Source organism: Streptomyces sp. NPDC031100 (genome assembly GCF_055570785.1).
The window spans coordinates 237,537-252,473 of sequence record NZ_JBVIGN010000007.1 but is presented as its reverse complement, the minus strand read 5'-3'; the positions used below and the strand labels follow the sequence as shown (position 1 = coordinate 252,473).

Sequence of the window (14,937 nt, the reverse complement as noted above, 5' to 3'; positions counted from 1 at the left end):
GTCAGCCACTCAGCGCGTCCACCGCGTCCAGTACCGGCGTCGCCCGAAGGAGGGCCGCGGACAGGGCGTCGACGGTCACCCGACGCAGTGGTACGGCGGTCGGCGCGACGCCCAGCGACACCAGTCGGGCGGCCCAGAATCCCTCGTCGAACTGGATCGGCACCGGCACCGCCGGCACCCCGGCGCGCAGTCCCGCCGCGGTCGTGCCCGCGCCGGCGTGGTGGACCACGGCGGCTGTCCGCGGGAACAGCGCGGAGTGCGGCACCTCGCCGATGCTCAGCATGTCGTTGCCGTCGGCCGTGAGTCCGCCCCAGCCGCGCTGGATCACCCCGCGCAGCCCGGCGCGCCGCAGCGCCGCCACGACCAGCGTGCTCAGCCGGTCCGGGTCCGGGACGGTGGCGCTGCCCAGCCCGACGAACACCGGCGGCGGGCCCGCGTCGAGGAAGTCCCGTAGTTCCTGCGGGAGTCGGGGCTCGGCGTCGTACGGCCACCAGTAGCCGCACACGCCCAGGCCCGGCCGCCAGTCCCGGGGCCTCGGCACCACCAGCGGGCTGAAGCCGTGATGTACCGGCCACAGCCGCCGCTCCCGGGCGCGCCGTGCGGCGCCGGTGCGGAGCGGGGGCAGCCCGAGGCGGGCGCGGACCCCGGGCACGGTGGCGGCGAAGACCCGCTCCACGGCGAGGTTCACGCCCTGGCCGGAGAGCCGGTTGCCGGATGCTCCCCACGAGCCGCCGCCGAGCACCGGAGGGGCGAACTCCCGGGTGGGGGAGAGAGGTTGCAGATAGACGCCCATGCTCGGCAGGCGCAGTCCCTCGGCGACGGCGTGCCCGAGCGGTGCCAGCGAGGCCGACAGCAGCAGCACGTCGCTCTCCCGTGCCGCTGCCACCAGGTCGTCGGTCATCCTCCCGACCAGCCGTCGGGCCATCTCGACCACCCGAACCAGCTTTCCGGTGTCGCTGGTGCTGCGGTGCAGGCCCCGGCCCCGCGGTGACTCCAGCTCCGCGCGCGGATCGACCGGCAGCGCGTGGAACCGCACCCCGGAGCCCGCCACCAGCGGCTCGAAGCAGCCGTGCGTGACCAGGGTGACCTCGTGGCCGGCCCGGCCGAGCCGGTGCCCGAGGCCGGTGTAGGGGGCCACGTCGCCCCGGGATCCCGCCGTCATGATCGCAACCCGCACGACGGCCAGTATGACGGAACCGCGGCCCGCGCAGGTCCAACACCCGGCCCCGGCCGACGACTTCACGCCTGCAGCAGCCGTTGACTTCACCCCCGGGTGGCTCTACGGTCGGCCCGCAACATGTTCGGTTCGCCGGTCATTGTTCGAAATCCCGATCGGATGTGCAGTCCGGCCCGCACGCGGAGGAGCCGAAGTACCCCCGCCCATCCTTGCCAGACGCTGCAGAACCACTGCCGGACGCGCCCTGGTCCTCGCCCTGACCGCAGCCGCGGCCCTTCTGTTCGCCCAGCCCGGCCCCGCCCAGGCGGCGACGACCCGCCAGATCTCCGTCCCCGCCGCCCCGATGGGCTGGGCTTCCTGGAACAGCTTCGCCTCGAAGATCGACTACAACGTCATCAGGCAGCAGGTGGACGCGTTCGTCGCGGCGGGCCTCCCCGCCGCCGGATACCAGTACATCAACATCGACGAGGGCTGGTGGCAGGGCACCCGGGATGCTGACGGAAACATCACCGTCGACACCGCCGAGTGGCCCGGCGGCATGAGCGCCATCGCCGACTACATCCACAGCAAGGGCCTGAAGGCCGGCATCTACACCGACGCCGGCAAGAACGGTTGCGGCTACTACTACCCGACGGGCCGCCCGGCCGCGGCGAACACCGGCGCGGCGACCACGTACAAGGCGATCAGCTCCGCCGTCACCACCGGCCGCCCGCTGACCCTCTCGATCTGCAACTGGGGCAAGCAGAACCCCTGGAACTGGGTGCCGGGCCTCGCCCCCATGTGGCGCACCAGTACGGACATCTAACGACCCCGACATGCTGATGGTCGGCATGCCCGGCTTCACCGCGGGGCAGAACCGCACCCGCATGTCCCTGTGGGCGATCTCCGGCGCCCCGCTCCTGGCCGGCAACGACCTCACCGCCATGTCGAGCGAGACGGCCGCCATCCTCAAGAACCCGGACGTCGTCGCCGTCGACGATGCTCAAGTTGACAGGAACGGAGGCGGCGAGCAGCAGCTACAGTCCGACGTCCACCGGGAAGTACACCGGCGTGAGCGCGGCGAGCACCGGCCTGGAGGTGGTCGACCTCGCCTACACCAACACGGCGTCCACCGCCGTCACCGGCACACTCCAGGTCAACGGGCAGACCCCGACCACCCTGGATACCCTCACGGTGAGACCCCTCCCCGGCACCAAGGGCGCCCTGCTCGTCGGAGGACAGTCCGGCCGCTGCGCCGACATCTACAACAACACGATCGCCAACGGCACCCAGGCCGCCCTGTGGGACTGCAACGGCGGCGACAACCAGAAGTGGTCGCTGACCTGACATCCGCCCGGGCCCGTGCCAGGTTGTGATCAACCGAGTCCTTGCCGGAGGTCGTTGATCCAGATCACCAAGGAGCGGAGGTGGAGGCCGGCAAGGCAGCTTTCGGCGTCTTGTCGTACCGAGTCGCGATGCCCGGCCAGGCCTTTAGCTCTGGCTCAGGCGGGTGTCGGCGTAGGCTGCCATGGCGTCACGCTGGTAGTCAGCCAGGCCCGGTGCGATCCGCTCGTAGTTCGCCTTGAACCGCTCGTCGTCGACGTACATCTGGCCGAGGTTGCGGTAGGCCGCCGCGTCCGGGGTCCAGAAGTTGCAGAGCCAGTGGTACTGCCGGTCGACCTCGTCCAGAACAGCCGGGTCGTCGGCCGGGACGCCCGCGATCATGAACTCTGCCATCCGGATCATCGCCGCAGTCACCTCCTTCTGCATCCGCTCGGTGTCCTCCGGCCTCAGTGTCGCGGCGAACTTCTGGGACTTGTCGTACTCCTGCGGCCACCGTTCGCGCGCCTCGGCGTCGTACTGCGTGGTGTCGAAACCCTCGAACAGGTTCTCGGGGCGGTTGATCGTGGGCATGGTCGGCCCTCCTTGCGTCGTTTCGAGCTCGGAGATGGTGCGCCTGACCGTGGCGATGACCGCCCCGAGCCGGTCCTGCTCGACGAGCAGTTGCTCAAGGTGACCGCGCAACGCCTCCACCTGGTCGGTCTGGCGACCGAGGATCTCGGTGATCTGCGGCAGTGGGAGGTCGAGTCTGCGCAGGATCAGGATCTGCTGCAGCCGCAGCAACTGATCCACCTCGTAGTAGCGGTAGCCGTTCGTACCGACGTGGTCAGGCGCCAGCAGGCCGATCTCGTCGTAGTACCGCAGAGTCCGCGAGGTGATCCCGCACATCCGGGCGACCTCTGCGATCGGCCAGGCCATAGCGTGTTCCATCTCGCTCGCGTGGGCCGGGCTCTCCGGCCCACGTCCTCGACGGTAGAAGTTGACGCTACGGCAAGGTCAAGCCGGTGGCTCCCGAAGATCCGTGGCAGACACCTCCCCGTCCGGTTGACCGCCGGCCCAACCCAATCAGGGGCGCCGGTACATCGCGTGCGGGTCATCATGCCTTCCAGGGGTCGTAGATTGCTCGCAGCGTAGAGGTCAGCTGTGACAGTCGCTCCGACTCGCGGATCATGAGCGGAGCCACAGCCGGATCGCGGCAGCCGGGAGGAGCCCGTGGTGCAGGAGCAGTCGTTCGTCGTCGCCTCGATCGGTCGGGTGGAGTCGCCGTTGCGGCGTCTGGAGGATGCGCCCCGCCAAGGCGACGAGGAGGCGCCGGAGGCGGATCTGGTGTTCGCCCCGGCGGTCGCCGCTGGGCTGGAGGGCATCGGGGTGGGGGCGCGGCTGCTGGTGCTGACCTGGCTGGACCGTGCGGAGCGCGACATCTTGACGGTGCGACCGCGCGGGGACGTCGCCCGGCCCGCGACGGGTGTGTTCGCGACCCGGTCCCCGGATCGGCCGAATCCGCTGGGTCTGCACCAGGTCGAAGTCCTGGCCCGGGACGGTCTGCGGTTGCGGGTCAGCGGCCTTGAGGCGTTGGACGGAACGCCGGTGGTGGACGTGAAGCCGGTTCTGGGTCCGGTCGGTGAACGGTGACCGCCGGGGGCAGCCGGCCCGCCGGGCTTGGCAGGGGAGGCCGTAGGGTTCTGCCTCGTGCACCAGCTTGAGATTTCCGACCTGATCACGGCGGTGGAACCACGCAGCGGTCACCGGCTCCCGGTCCGGCGCGCCGAGGTGATCCAGCAGCTCCGCGAGAGCGGAGACGAGCGCGCGGTCCGGATTGTCGCAGAGCTGCCCACGGACCAGGACGGCGTACTCGACCCGCACGCCGTGGACCGCCTGCTCATCAGCGTGCACACCGAGCTCCAGCGCCTGAGCGAGGAGCTACGGATCGGCGAACGCCTGGTGCACCTGCTCGGCCCGCTCTTCACCGCGATTCGGTCGACTACCGGGCAGCCCGGGCCGTACCGCCTGGTCGACGTCGGTTGCGGCCTGGGCTACCTGGTCCGCTGGCTGGCGGCTACCGACGCCCTCGGCGCGGACGTCGAGCTGGTCGGGGTCGACCTCGACGCCACGCTGGTCGGCGAAGCGGACCGCCTGGCCCACGCAGAGGGGCTCACCTGCCGTTTCGTCCGTGGAAATGCCTTCGACCTGCCGGAGGCCGCGACCGTCTACGTCTCCACCGGCGTGCTGCACCATTTCCGTGGTCCCGCTCTGGCCGAGTTCTTCCAGGCCCAGGCCGCCTCACCGGCGCAGGCCTTCTGCCACTTCGACATCGCCGCAACCCGTCTCGCGCCCCTTGGCGCCTGGATCTTCCATCGTGCCCGGATGCGCAACCCGCTCGGCCGCCACGACGGTGTCGTCTCCGCAGTGCGCGCGCACAGCGACGAGACGCTGTTGCGCGCCGCTGCGGTACCCGGCATCCGCGCACTGCTGTACGAGCCGCGTGGTGCGTTGAACCCGTTCTGCACCACGTTGCGCCCGATCATCGGGGTGCGCCCGCAACTGGAGGCGCCGCTTCGCCGAGCCCTCGGGCGGGACGCACGCCGCTTGGTCGGCCCCGAGCACCTTGCCGGGACCACCCGATGACGCCCGCGATACCGCTTGTACTCCTCGGCCTGGTCGACGCAGCGTTCAGCGGCTTCCGCGCCTATGCCGGCAGCGACGCCCGCATCCGTAAACAACGGGCCACCGCCCGAGCCGCCCTGCGTGGGCTGGCCGTCGGGGCCGTCCTGCTGCTCGCCCCCACGCTGACCGCCGCCCTCCTGCTGCTGACCACACGCGACCCGGCACAGACCTACAACACTCTGACTGCCGGCGGCCTCGGCTACCTGCTCCCGCTCACCGTCTACGCGACCGCCGTACTGCTGTTGCTCGCCGCCTACTTCGCCCTGCCGTTTCGCGCCAGCACCCTCGCGATAGTGGTCGGTCTCGGCCCGCTGACCCTGCTGCGCCCGCTGGCCATTGCCGCCGCCTGCCTCGGCGCGGTGCTGAACGGCGGCGGTGGGTCCGCCCTGCTGGTCGGCACGATCGCAGGCGCCGCCGTCCTGTGCGTCGAACCTGCGGTGCACCGACGCTGGTACCACCACGTGCAGGAGAGTGAACAGAGCCACACCTAGGCGGCGGCGAGCACCAGCAGACTCGTCGCCGCCAGCAGAGCGCAGCCCAGCACGCACCAGGCCACCAGCCGCTGCCGCAGTGCCCGGTACCTGGCCTCGTAGGTGTGCCGCAACTCCTCGGCGCGGTCGGCGGTGCGCCGCCACGAGGTGCGGGCCAGGGACAGGTACTCCGTCTCGAAGTGCCGCTCCAGGTCCTCCCGTTGGGTGTCGGTGAGCCAGCCGAGGCGGGAGGCCGCACGGGTCGCCGCCGCACGGCCCTCCTCCCGTGCGGCCGCGAGCAGCAGATGGCCCTCGATCTCCTGGACCAGGGCCCGCTCGTCCCCGGTGCTCATCGAGCGGTCAACTCCCGTTCCCTGGGCGCCACCTGCGGATGGCGCAGGTCGAACGCCGGCGACTCGCTGCGGATCTGCGGGAGCGAGCGGAAGTTGTGCCGCGGGGGCGGGCAGGAGGTCGCCCACTCGAGCGACCGGCCGTAGCCCCACGGGTCGTCCACGCCGACCGGCTCGCCGTACTTGGCGGTCTTCCACACGTTGTAGAAGAACGGAAGCAGGGAGGAGCCGAGCAGGAACGAGAAGATCGTCGAGACCGTGTTGAGCGTGGTGAGCCCCTCGACCGCCAGATAGTCGGGGATCCGGCGCTGCATGCCGTTCACACCCAGCCAGTGCTGCACGAGGAACGTGCCGTGGAAGCCGATGAACAGCGTCCAGAAGGTGATCTTGCCGAGGCGCTCGTCCAGCATCTTGCCGGTCCACTTCGGCCACCAGAAGTGGAAGCCCGCGAACATCGCGAACACGACCGTGCCGAAGATGACGTAGTGGAAGTGGGCCACCACGAAATAGGTGTCGGAGGTAGGGAAGTCCAGCGGCGGCGAGGCGAGCATCACCCCGGTCAGCCCGCCGAAGACGAACGTCACCAGGAAGCCCATCACCCAGAGCATCGGCGTCTCGAAGGAGAGGCTGCCGCGCCACATCGTGCCGATCCAGTTGAAGAACTTCACACCGGTCGGTACGGCGATCAGGAACGTCATGAAGGAGAAGAACGGCAGCAGCACACCACCGGTGACGTACATGTGGTGCGCCCACACCGTCACGGACAGACCCGCGATCGCGATGGTCGCCGCGATCAGACCCATGTAGCCGAACATCGGCTTGCGGGAGAAGACCGGGATGACCTCGGAGATGATGCCGAAGAACGGCAGCGCGATGATGTACACCTCTGGATGGCCGAAGAACCAGAAGAGGTGTTGCCACAGCAGGGCTCCGCCGTTGGCGGCGTCGAACACATGGGCGCCGAACTTGCGGTCCGCCTCCAGGGCGAACAGCGCGGCCGCCAGGACCGGGAAGGCGAGCAGGACCAGCACACCGGTCAGCAGCACGTTCCACACGAAGATCGGCATGCGGAACATGGTCATGCCGGGGGCACGCATGCAGATGATCGTGGTGATGAAGTTGACCGAGCCGAGGATGGTGCCGAAGCCGGAGAAGGCCAGACCCATGATCCACATGTCGGCGCCGATGCCCGGGCTGCGGACCGCGTCCGACAGCGGGGAGTAGGCGAACCAGCCGAAGTCGGCCGCACCCTGCGGGGTGAGGAAGCCGCCCACCGCGACGAGCGAGCCGAACAGGTACAGCCAGTAGGCGAACATGTTCAGCCGCGGGAACGCCACGTCCGGCGCGCCGATCTGCAGCGGCATGATCCAGTTCGCGAAACCGGCGAACAGCGGCGTCGCGAACATCAGCAGCATCACGGTGCCGTGCATCGTGAACGCCTGGTTGAACTGCTCGTTCGACATGATCTGCAGGCCCGGACGGGCCAGCTCGGCGCGCATCAGCAGCGCCATCACGCCACCGACCAGGAAGAACGCGAACGCTGTGACCAAGTAGAGCGTTCCGATCGTCTTGTGATCGGTGGTCGTCAGCCACCGCACGGCCCTGATGGCCCTGATGTTTTGGATCCTCTTCACGCCCCGCCTGTGTCCGCGCCCGGCCCCCGGGTCACACTCGGACGACGCGAGGAGCATCACGGAAGAAGGGTGTGACGATCCGGGGGGTGCCGGACACGAACCGAACATGAGCAACGACGAGATCTTCGCCGCTGCCTATCGCGAGCACTACTGGGCGGTCAGCCGCTATGTCGCCAGACGACTTCAGGGGCGGGCCGACGAGGTGGAGGAAGTGGTGGCGGAGGTGTTCACGGTGGCCTGGCGCCGCCGGGCCGACCTGCCCGCGACGCCGCTGCCCTGGCTGTACGGCGTGGCACGCAACTGCCTGGCCAACGCGGTACGCGGCTACGGACGGCGGCGCCGGCTGGTGGACCGGCTGGGCAACGACGAGGCCGCGCACGGCCGGCACATCGTGGACAGCCCCGACGCGGAGGCCCCCGGCGCCTGGGTGCACGACGCCCTGGCCCGGCTGCCCCCGGCGGACCGGGAGGTGCTGCGCCTCGCGGCGTGGGAGGAACTCGGCGCCGACGAGATCGCGGTCGCGCTGGGCTGCGGCAGACGGGCGGCGGCCATGCGCCTGCACCGGGCCCGGCGCCGCCTCAGAGCCGAGATCGACCGGATGCGGCCCGCTGTGGCAGCCGCGCCCGCCTCCGCCGACGCGACCGCCTGCAAGGACGACCGACATGGCTGACGAACTCGAACTCCTGCGCCGCGCCAACCCGGTGCCCACCGACGGCCCCCACTTCGGCGACGGGCCGCTGGACCACCGCGCCGAGCGGCGGCTGGAGCGGCTGCTGCACGAGGACCGCCCACGGCGCCGTATCGCCCCTCGGACCCGGCTGCTGTGGGGCCTCGCCGCCACCGCCGTCGTCCTGGTGACCGCCCTCACCGCGCTGCTCGGCGGCCCTGGCACCCCGCCCGCCCTCGCCGCGCCCCGCCCGCTGACCGTCCGGGCCCACTCCACGCCCGTACCCCTGAAGGAGCTGGTCGGCCTTGCCGCGGCGGCCGCCCAGGACGGCTCGCCGAGTCTGCGCAAAGGCACGCACGTGCAGTCGTGGAGCCTCAGCATGACCGACGGCAAGCCCCCCGTCACCCTTCCCGAGGAGCGGGTCGTGCGCTGGCGGGAGGACGACAGCCGCACGGAGCTGGTCGTCGCGACCGACCCGCGCCGTCCGGGCCGGCCGGTCGTCACCGACGAGGGCGGTGACCCGCGCGTGGTGGCGGACGGCCACGTCCTCGGCCGGACCACCTACCCGCCGAGCTGGAGCGACGCCCCGCCCGAGGCACGCCCGCCGCACGATCCGGCCGCCCTGCGCGCCTACCTTGCCGAGACCGTCGGCACCGACTCTCTACGCACCCCCGAACTCCTGGACGCCGTCAAGGAGTTGCTGGACCACTGGACCCTCGGCGCCCACGAGTCGGCGGCCCTCGTCCGGGTCCTGGCGGACGCCGAGGGGCTGCGGCCCGTCGGGCAGGTGACGGACCGGCTCGGCCGCCCGGGGCAGGCATACGCGTACGGGGGTGGGGGCGTCCGGCGCATGCTGATCCTCGATCCCCGCACCGGCGCCGTCCTCGGCCTGGAGACCACCTTCACCCGGGACGAGCCCGAGTACGCAGTCCAGGCCGGGGACGTCATGGAGTACAGCGCCTGGATGCGCTGACGAGTGCGCTGATCACACCCCGAGCTGCCGGGCGGCGGCGTCGACGGTCTGCTCCAGTAGCGTGGCGATCGTCATCGGGCCGACGCCGCCCGGCACCGGCGTGATCAGCGAGGCCCGCTCCACGGCCGATGCGAAGTCGACGTCGCCGATGTTGCCCGGGTTGTAGCCCGCGTCGACGACGACCGCGCCCGGCTTGATGTCCTGGCCCCGAATGAGGCGCGGTCGGCCGACGGCGGCCACCACGATGTCCGCCTCGCGGACCGCGGCAGGCAGGTCCCGGGTGCGCGAGTGGCAGTACGTCACGGTCGCGTCCCTGGCCAGCAGCAGCATGCCCACCGGCTTGCCGAGGATCGCGCTGCGGCCCACCACCACGGCCCGCTTCCCGGCGGGATCGACGTCGTACTCGTCGAGCAGCCGGATGATGCCGCCGGGCGTGCAGGAGACGAAGCCCGGCAGGCCGAAGCTCATCGTCGCGAACGAGGCGAAGGTGACGCCGTCCACGTCCTTCTCCGGCGCGATCGCCTCGAACGCGGCCCGCTCGTCGATGTGGTCGCCCACCGGGTGCTGGAGCAGGATGCCGTGCACGGCCGGGTCGGCGGACAACTCCCGCAGGGTGCCGACGAGTTCGGCGGTGGTCGTGGCGGCGGGCAGCGCCACGTGACGGGACTCGATGCCGGCCTTGCGGCAACGGTTCTGCTTCATGCGGACGTAGGTGACGGACGCCGGGTCCTCGCCGACCAGGACCGTGGCCAGACAGGGCGCGCTGCCCGTCCGCTCGGTGAGATCGGCAGCCTTCTTCGCGGTCTCCTCGACGATGCGGCGGGCGAGGGCGGTGCCGTCCATGAGGCGGGCCTGTGTCATCTGCACTCCTGAGCTGGTTGACCTTCATCGCCCAGGCGCGCGGCATCGACCACGGGCCGCTCCCCGGTGGTACTCCACCTCAGCGCCAGTCACGGCCCTCCCACAGCCTAGCCGAGAGTCCGGGCGGTGCTCAGGGCCTGTCCGGCGGATCATGCCGGAGACGCGGGACCTGGCACGCCCATCAGCCGGCCGCACCAGGCCCGCTCACCTGCGCCGACTTGGCGCCGCTTCCTTTCTCCGACCTGTTCCGTCGGACAGGCCCTGGGCCGCGTCCGCGGGCCCCGGGCACCATGGGGCCCGCCCCGGCGAGGAAGGCGTCCGCCTGGGCGGCCGGCCGGTCCGCGCCGATGGCCCCGGCCCGGCGGACGATCTCCGCCGCCAGCGCCACGGCGCCTGCCTCCTCACCCGCGTCCCGGGCCGGCACGGCCAGCAGCAGCTGCTGGGAGCGGGTGCCGGGCACCGTTCCGGCCCGGGCGCCCAGCGCGGTGGCCCGGCGCCGGCGCTCCCCGGCCGGCTCGTGGGCGCCGGCGTCACGGTCGTGGTCGCCGAGGTGCCGGAGCGCCTCGCGGGCCGGCAGACCGTCCGCGCCGCCCTCCCCGGCCCGCAGCGCCGCCGCGTAGAGCGTGGCTGCGGTCGCCCGCTCGGCGAAGTGGTTGTCCGTGACCAGCCTGCGGTACATCGATGCGCAGCCCCGCCGCACCTCCCCAGCGATCGGCGATGCTCAACTCACGTGCTGCAGCGAGGAGTTCATCGATGGACCGGCACGTGGCACACCGCCCAGGTCCGCCGGGACATCCTCCGACGGCCTGAAGCACTGGCAGTACGAGGTGCTGTCGGCGACCGCCGGCGGGTGCGGGTACGGCTCACCGAGGCCGGGCACGCCGCCTTCGAGGCGCATGCGGCAGCGGAGGACGCGGGTGAGGGCGCGCTGCTCGCAGCACTGACCGTAGAAGAACGGCGGACGCTTGCCGACCTGCTGCGGACACTGGTCCTGGCCGCCGAGGGCGCGTCCCCCGCGCCCGCCCCAGGGCCGCCCGGGCCGAGAAGGTCCAGGTCAGCCGGGAGGTGACCTGGACCCTCGCGACCTTCCTTCCTACTCGTCCCATGCCTGGATCAGGATCTGTTCGGCGATCTTCCCGTTCCGCAGAGTGATCATGGACTCGGCGAGGACACGGGTGCCGTCCGCGTACTCGCAGGACTCGGAGTAAGCGGCGTGGTCACCCTGGATGACGCACTGGTCCAGCTTGTGCGTCATGTCGCGGCTGTAGATGTCGTCGAGCAGCTCGGCTATCTCGCGCCGGCCGTGCAGGACCTTGGGCTGGCTGGGCTGGGTGTTGCGGTCGATGATGCGGATCTCCGCGTCGTCCGCGTAGAGGGCCAGCAGGGTGTTGCCCGTGTTCCCCTCTATGCCCCGACGCAGTGTCTCGGTGTCGAAGGTGGAGCCTGTCGCGGTGCCCATGGTTGACCTCCTTCAGGCGCCCGCGGCCCGGCGGGAGCAGACCGCACGCGCCCCACCTCCGAGACTCCTCCGCCCCGGCTGCAACGGCAAGCGCGGCCGACGCGGGCGCGTCGAACACCGGGCGGATCAGGAACGACGGCCGAAAGAGCCACGGCCGCCGTCGTGGTCCGTGCCGCTATCGATCTCCCGCGCGTAGGGTCGGCTCAGAAGGCACATCGAGGAAAAGAGGCCAGGCCATGGCGCAGGAAGTCCGCGGCGTGATCGCACCGGGGAAGGACGAGCCCGTACGGGTCGAGACGATCGTGGTCCCGGACCCGGGGCCCGGTGAAGCCGTCGTACGCGTCCAGGCCTGCGGTGTCTGTCACACCGACCTGCACTACAAACAGGGCGGAATTTCGGACGAGTTCCCCTTCCTGCTCGGCCACGAGGCCGCCGGCGTCGTGGAGTCGGTCGGCGACGGCGTGACCGATGTGGCACCCGGGGACTTCGTCATCCTCAACTGGCGTGCCGTGTGCGGGAATTGCCGGGCCTGTCTGCGCGGCCGCCCCTGGTACTGCTTCAACACCCACAACGCGAAGCAGAAGATGACCCTCGCCGCCACCGGGCAGGAACTCTCCCCGGCGCTCGGCATCGGCGCCTTCGCGGAGAAGACGCTGGTTGCGGCCGGACAGTGCACCAAGGTCGATCCGGCGGTCTCCCCGGCCGTGGCCGGGCTGCTCGGCTGCGGGGTGATGGCCGGCATCGGCGCCGCGATCAACACCGGCAACGTCGGCCGCGGCGACTCCGTCGCCGTCATCGGCTGCGGCGGCGTCGGGGACGCGGCCGTCGTCGGCGCGAACCTCGCCGGCGCGGCGCGGATCATCGCCGTGGACATCGACGACCGCAAGCTGGACAAGGCCCGCACACTGGGCGCCACCCACACGATCAACTCCAAGGAGACCGACCCGGTCGAGGCGATCCGCGAGCTGACCGGCGGCTTCGGCGCCGACGTCGTCATCGAGGCGGTCGGCCGCCCGGAGACGTACCGGCAGGCCTTCTACGCCCGCGACCTGGCCGGCACCGTCGTCCTCGTCGGCGTCCCCACTCCCGAGATGAAGCTCGACCTGCCGCTGCTGGACGTCTTCGGCCGGGGCGGCGCGCTCAAGTCCAGCTGGTACGGCGACTGCCTGCCCTCCCGGGACTTCCCCATGCTCATCGACCTGCACCTCCAGGGCCGCCTGCCGCTGGACGCCTTCGTCAGCGAAACGATCCAACTCGACGAGGTGGAGAAGGCGTTCGAGCGGATGCACCACGGCGACGTGCTGCGCTCGGTGGTGGTGCTGTGATGACCACGCGCATCGAACGCCTCGTCACCACCGGGCAGTTCACCCTCGACGGCGGCACCTGGGACGTCGAGAACAACGTGTGGATCGTCGGCGACGAACGCGAAGTGATCGTCATCGACGCCGCCCACGACGCCGAGGCCATCGCCGAGGCCGTGGACGACCGCCGGCTGACCGCCATCGTGTGCACCCACGCCCACAACGACCACATCAATGCCGCCCCCGCCCTCGCGGACCTGACCGGCGCCACGATCTGGCTGCACCCCGACGACCTGCCCCTGTGGAAGCTGACCCACCCGGACCGCGAGCCCGACCGGCACCTGGCCGACGGCCAGGTCCTGGAGACCGCCGGCGCCGACCTCACCGTCCTGCACACCCCCGGCCACTCCCTCGGCGCGGTCTGCCTGCACGACCCCGGGCTCGGCGTCGTCTTCACCGGCGACACCCTCTTCAAGGGCGGCCCGGGCGCCACCGGACGCTCGTACTCCCACTTCCCGACGATCATCGAGTCCATTCGCGACCGGCTCCTCACCCTCCCGCCGGAGACCAAGGTCCTCACCGGACACGGCGATGCCACCACCATCGGCGCGGAGGCCCCCCACCTGGAGGAGTGGATCAAACGCGGGCACTGACCCGGAGCCCGGCCGTACGATCACGGACATGACCACCAACACGCTCGAAACGCTCCACGACGTGCGCATTCTGCGCTGCGCTTCCGAAGGACCCGCCCTCGACGGCGAGGGCGCGGCCCTCGATCTGATCGGTGACGCGATGGGCCAGGGTGCGGAACTCGTCGTGGTGCCGGTGGAGCGTGTGGCGGACGAGTTCTTCCGGCTGCGGTCGGGCGTCGCCGGTGCGGTCGTGCAGAAGTTCGTGAACTACCGGCTGCGGCTCGCCGTCGTCGGCGACATCTCCCGGCACGTCGACGCCGGCGACGCGCTGCGGGACTTCGTGTACGAGGCGAACCGGGGCGGCGGGCTCTGGTTCGTCCCCGGCTACCAGGACCTGGACGAGAAGCTGCGCCGCTGAGAGAGGCGACGGCCGTTGAAAAAGGCGACAGGAGATGTCCGGCTTTCCCGTGACAGTGGATGACGATGAGAGTCGTACCGCACGGGAGGTCGGACATGTCAGGGCCACTGGAGGGCAAGGTTGCGCTGGTCGCCGGGGCGACGCGGGGCGCGGGACGGGGCATCGCCGTGGAACTCGGCGCGGCCGGCGCCACCGTCTACGTCACCGGGCGCAGCACCCGCGCCCACCGCTCCGAGTACGACCGCCCGGAGACCATCGAGGACACCGCCGACCTCGTCTCGGCGGCCGGCGGACACGGCATCGCCGTCCCCGTCGACCACCTGGACACCTCCGCGGTACGGGCCCTGGTCGACCGCATCGCGGACGAGCAGGGCCGTCTGGACGTCCTCGTCAACGACATCTGGGGCGGCGAGAAACTCTTCGAGTGGGACACGCCGGTGTGGGAGCACGACCTCGACAACGGGCTCCGGCTGCTCCGGCTCGCCGTCGAGACGCACGCCGTCACCAGCCACTTCGCCCTCCCGCTGCTGTTGCGCCGGCCTGGCGGCCTGGTCGTGGAGGTCACCGACGGCACCGCCGAGTACAACCGCGACACCTACCGCGTGAACTTCTTCTACGACCTCGCCAAGGCCTCCGTCCTGCGCATGGCCTTCGCCCTCGGGCACGAACTCGGCCCGCGCGGCGCCACCGCCGTCGCGCTGACCCCCGGCTGGCTGCGCTCGGAGATCATGCTCGACGCCTACGGCGTCCGCGAGGACAACTGGCGCGACGCTCTGCACCGCCAACCCCACTTCGCCATCTCCGAGACCCCGCACTTCGTCGGCCGCGCCGTCGCCGCGCTCGCCGCCGACCCCGACGTGGCGCGCCACAACGGCAAGTCCCTCTCCAGCGGCGGCCTGGCCCAGGTGTACGGGTTCACCGACCTCGACGGCAGCCGCCCCGACGCCTGGCGCTACCTGGTCGAGGTACAGGACGCGGGCAAGCCGGCGGACGTGACCGGATACCGGTGAA

16 protein-coding genes, 1 pseudogene and 1 riboswitch are annotated in these 14,937 nt (G+C 71.1%); of the genes and pseudogenes, 10 read left to right on the top strand and 7 right to left on the bottom strand.

All coding sequences use genetic code 11. From position 1 onward, the window contains the following. Nucleotide 1: 1 nt before the first annotated feature. Entirely contained in the window at nucleotides 2–1,162 is a 1,161-nt protein-coding gene (locus tag ACZ5DS_RS21490; protein ID WP_468241274.1) for a glycosyltransferase, read from the bottom strand. 259 nt (nucleotides 1,163–1,421) lie between these two features. On the opposite strand from ACZ5DS_RS21490, the pseudogene ACZ5DS_RS21485 reads away from it, so the two are divergent. Beyond that, a pseudogene (locus ACZ5DS_RS21485) lies at nucleotides 1,422–2,500 on the top strand (alpha-galactosidase); the annotation flags it as partial. A 147-nt stretch (nucleotides 2,501–2,647) separates the two neighbouring features. On the opposite strand, the gene ACZ5DS_RS21480 reads toward ACZ5DS_RS21485, so the two are convergent. Beyond that, complete coding sequence (locus ACZ5DS_RS21480) at nucleotides 2,648–3,415, bottom strand: MerR family transcriptional regulator (RefSeq protein WP_468240856.1); 768 nt, start codon at nucleotides 3,413–3,415, stop codon at nucleotides 2,648–2,650. A gap of 297 nt (nucleotides 3,416–3,712) precedes the next feature. Here ACZ5DS_RS21480 and tsaA point away from each other — a divergent pair, with 297 nt between their 5' ends. The 3 genes from tsaA to ACZ5DS_RS21465 are packed head-to-tail and all read left to right on the top strand — an operon-like array spanning nucleotide 3,713 to nucleotide 5,652. Beyond that, nucleotides 3,713–4,129 (top strand): tRNA (N6-threonylcarbamoyladenosine(37)-N6)-methyltransferase TrmO, encoded by a 417-nt coding sequence (gene tsaA, locus ACZ5DS_RS21475; protein WP_468240854.1) that lies wholly within the window; start codon nucleotides 3,713–3,715, stop codon nucleotides 4,127–4,129. A gap of 57 nt (nucleotides 4,130–4,186) precedes the next feature. Next, on the top strand, nucleotides 4,187–5,122 hold the full coding sequence (locus ACZ5DS_RS21470; protein WP_468240851.1) for a class I SAM-dependent methyltransferase: 936 nt from the start codon (nucleotides 4,187–4,189) through the stop codon (nucleotides 5,120–5,122). Next, complete coding sequence (locus ACZ5DS_RS21465; protein ID WP_468240849.1) at nucleotides 5,119–5,652, top strand: hypothetical protein; 534 nt, start codon at nucleotides 5,119–5,121, stop codon at nucleotides 5,650–5,652. The genes ACZ5DS_RS21470 and ACZ5DS_RS21465 overlap by 4 nt, the downstream gene beginning before the upstream one ends. On the opposite strand, the gene ACZ5DS_RS21460 is transcribed toward ACZ5DS_RS21465, so the two are convergent. Both ACZ5DS_RS21460 and ctaD read right to left on the bottom strand, forming a co-directional pair. Next, nucleotides 5,649–5,984: a hypothetical protein gene (locus tag ACZ5DS_RS21460; protein ID WP_468240846.1), complete on the bottom strand. Its 336-nt coding sequence runs from the start codon at nucleotides 5,982–5,984 to the stop codon at nucleotides 5,649–5,651. The genes ACZ5DS_RS21465 and ACZ5DS_RS21460 overlap by 4 nt on opposite strands. After that, a complete protein-coding gene (gene ctaD / locus ACZ5DS_RS21455) occupies nucleotides 5,981–7,672 on the bottom strand; it encodes an aa3-type cytochrome oxidase subunit I (protein ID WP_468241273.1) in 1,692 nt (563 codons plus the stop codon). The genes ACZ5DS_RS21460 and ctaD overlap by 4 nt, the downstream gene beginning before the upstream one ends. Before the next feature lie 49 nt (nucleotides 7,673–7,721). Here ctaD and ACZ5DS_RS21450 point away from each other — a divergent pair, with 49 nt between their 5' ends. Together ACZ5DS_RS21450 and ACZ5DS_RS21445 are read left to right on the top strand one after the other, a co-directional pair. Next, nucleotides 7,722–8,285, top strand: a complete 564-nt coding sequence (locus tag ACZ5DS_RS21450; RefSeq protein WP_468240843.1) for an RNA polymerase sigma factor — start codon at nucleotides 7,722–7,724, stop codon at nucleotides 8,283–8,285. Further along, nucleotides 8,278–9,255, top strand: a complete 978-nt coding sequence (locus ACZ5DS_RS21445) for a CU044_5270 family protein (protein ID WP_468240840.1) — start codon at nucleotides 8,278–8,280, stop codon at nucleotides 9,253–9,255. Before ACZ5DS_RS21450 ends, ACZ5DS_RS21445 begins: the two co-directional genes overlap by 8 nt. 12 nt (nucleotides 9,256–9,267) lie before the next feature. Here ACZ5DS_RS21445 and ACZ5DS_RS21440 read toward each other — a convergent pair whose 3' ends face one another. From ACZ5DS_RS21440 to ACZ5DS_RS21430, 3 genes are all read right to left on the bottom strand, one after another. Next, nucleotides 9,268–10,116 (bottom strand): bifunctional 5,10-methylenetetrahydrofolate dehydrogenase/5,10-methenyltetrahydrofolate cyclohydrolase, encoded by an 849-nt coding sequence (locus ACZ5DS_RS21440; RefSeq protein WP_468240837.1) that lies wholly within the window; start codon nucleotides 10,114–10,116, stop codon nucleotides 9,268–9,270. Nucleotides 10,117–10,138: 22 nt separating this feature from the next. Next, nucleotides 10,139–10,219: riboswitch (ZMP/ZTP riboswitch) on the bottom strand. A 78-nt stretch (nucleotides 10,220–10,297) separates the two neighbouring features. Next, nucleotides 10,298–10,795, bottom strand: a complete 498-nt coding sequence (locus tag ACZ5DS_RS21435) for a hypothetical protein (RefSeq protein ID WP_468240835.1) — start codon at nucleotides 10,793–10,795, stop codon at nucleotides 10,298–10,300. A gap of 414 nt (nucleotides 10,796–11,209) precedes the next feature. After that, the gene (locus tag ACZ5DS_RS21430; protein WP_468240832.1) at nucleotides 11,210–11,575 is read right to left on the bottom strand and encodes a nuclear transport factor 2 family protein; all 366 of its coding nucleotides are present in this window, start codon (nucleotides 11,573–11,575) and stop codon (nucleotides 11,210–11,212) included. A 236-nt stretch (nucleotides 11,576–11,811) separates the two neighbouring features. Here ACZ5DS_RS21430 and ACZ5DS_RS21425 point away from each other — a divergent pair, with 236 nt between their 5' ends. From ACZ5DS_RS21425 to ACZ5DS_RS21410, 4 genes are all read left to right on the top strand, one after another. Then, nucleotides 11,812–12,900 (top strand): S-(hydroxymethyl)mycothiol dehydrogenase, encoded by a 1,089-nt coding sequence (locus tag ACZ5DS_RS21425; RefSeq protein WP_468240829.1) that lies wholly within the window; start codon nucleotides 11,812–11,814, stop codon nucleotides 12,898–12,900. Further along, nucleotides 12,900–13,529: an MBL fold metallo-hydrolase gene (locus tag ACZ5DS_RS21420; RefSeq protein WP_468240827.1), complete on the top strand. Its 630-nt coding sequence runs from the start codon at nucleotides 12,900–12,902 to the stop codon at nucleotides 13,527–13,529. Before ACZ5DS_RS21425 ends, ACZ5DS_RS21420 begins: the two co-directional genes overlap by 1 nt. A 28-nt stretch (nucleotides 13,530–13,557) precedes the next feature. Further along, nucleotides 13,558–13,926: a DUF4180 domain-containing protein gene (locus ACZ5DS_RS21415; RefSeq protein WP_468240825.1), complete on the top strand. Its 369-nt coding sequence runs from the start codon at nucleotides 13,558–13,560 to the stop codon at nucleotides 13,924–13,926. Nucleotides 13,927–14,021: 95 nt separating this feature from the next. Then, a complete protein-coding gene (locus ACZ5DS_RS21410; protein ID WP_468240822.1) occupies nucleotides 14,022–14,936 on the top strand; it encodes an SDR family oxidoreductase in 915 nt (304 codons plus the stop codon). Nucleotide 14,937: the final 1 nt, after the last annotated feature.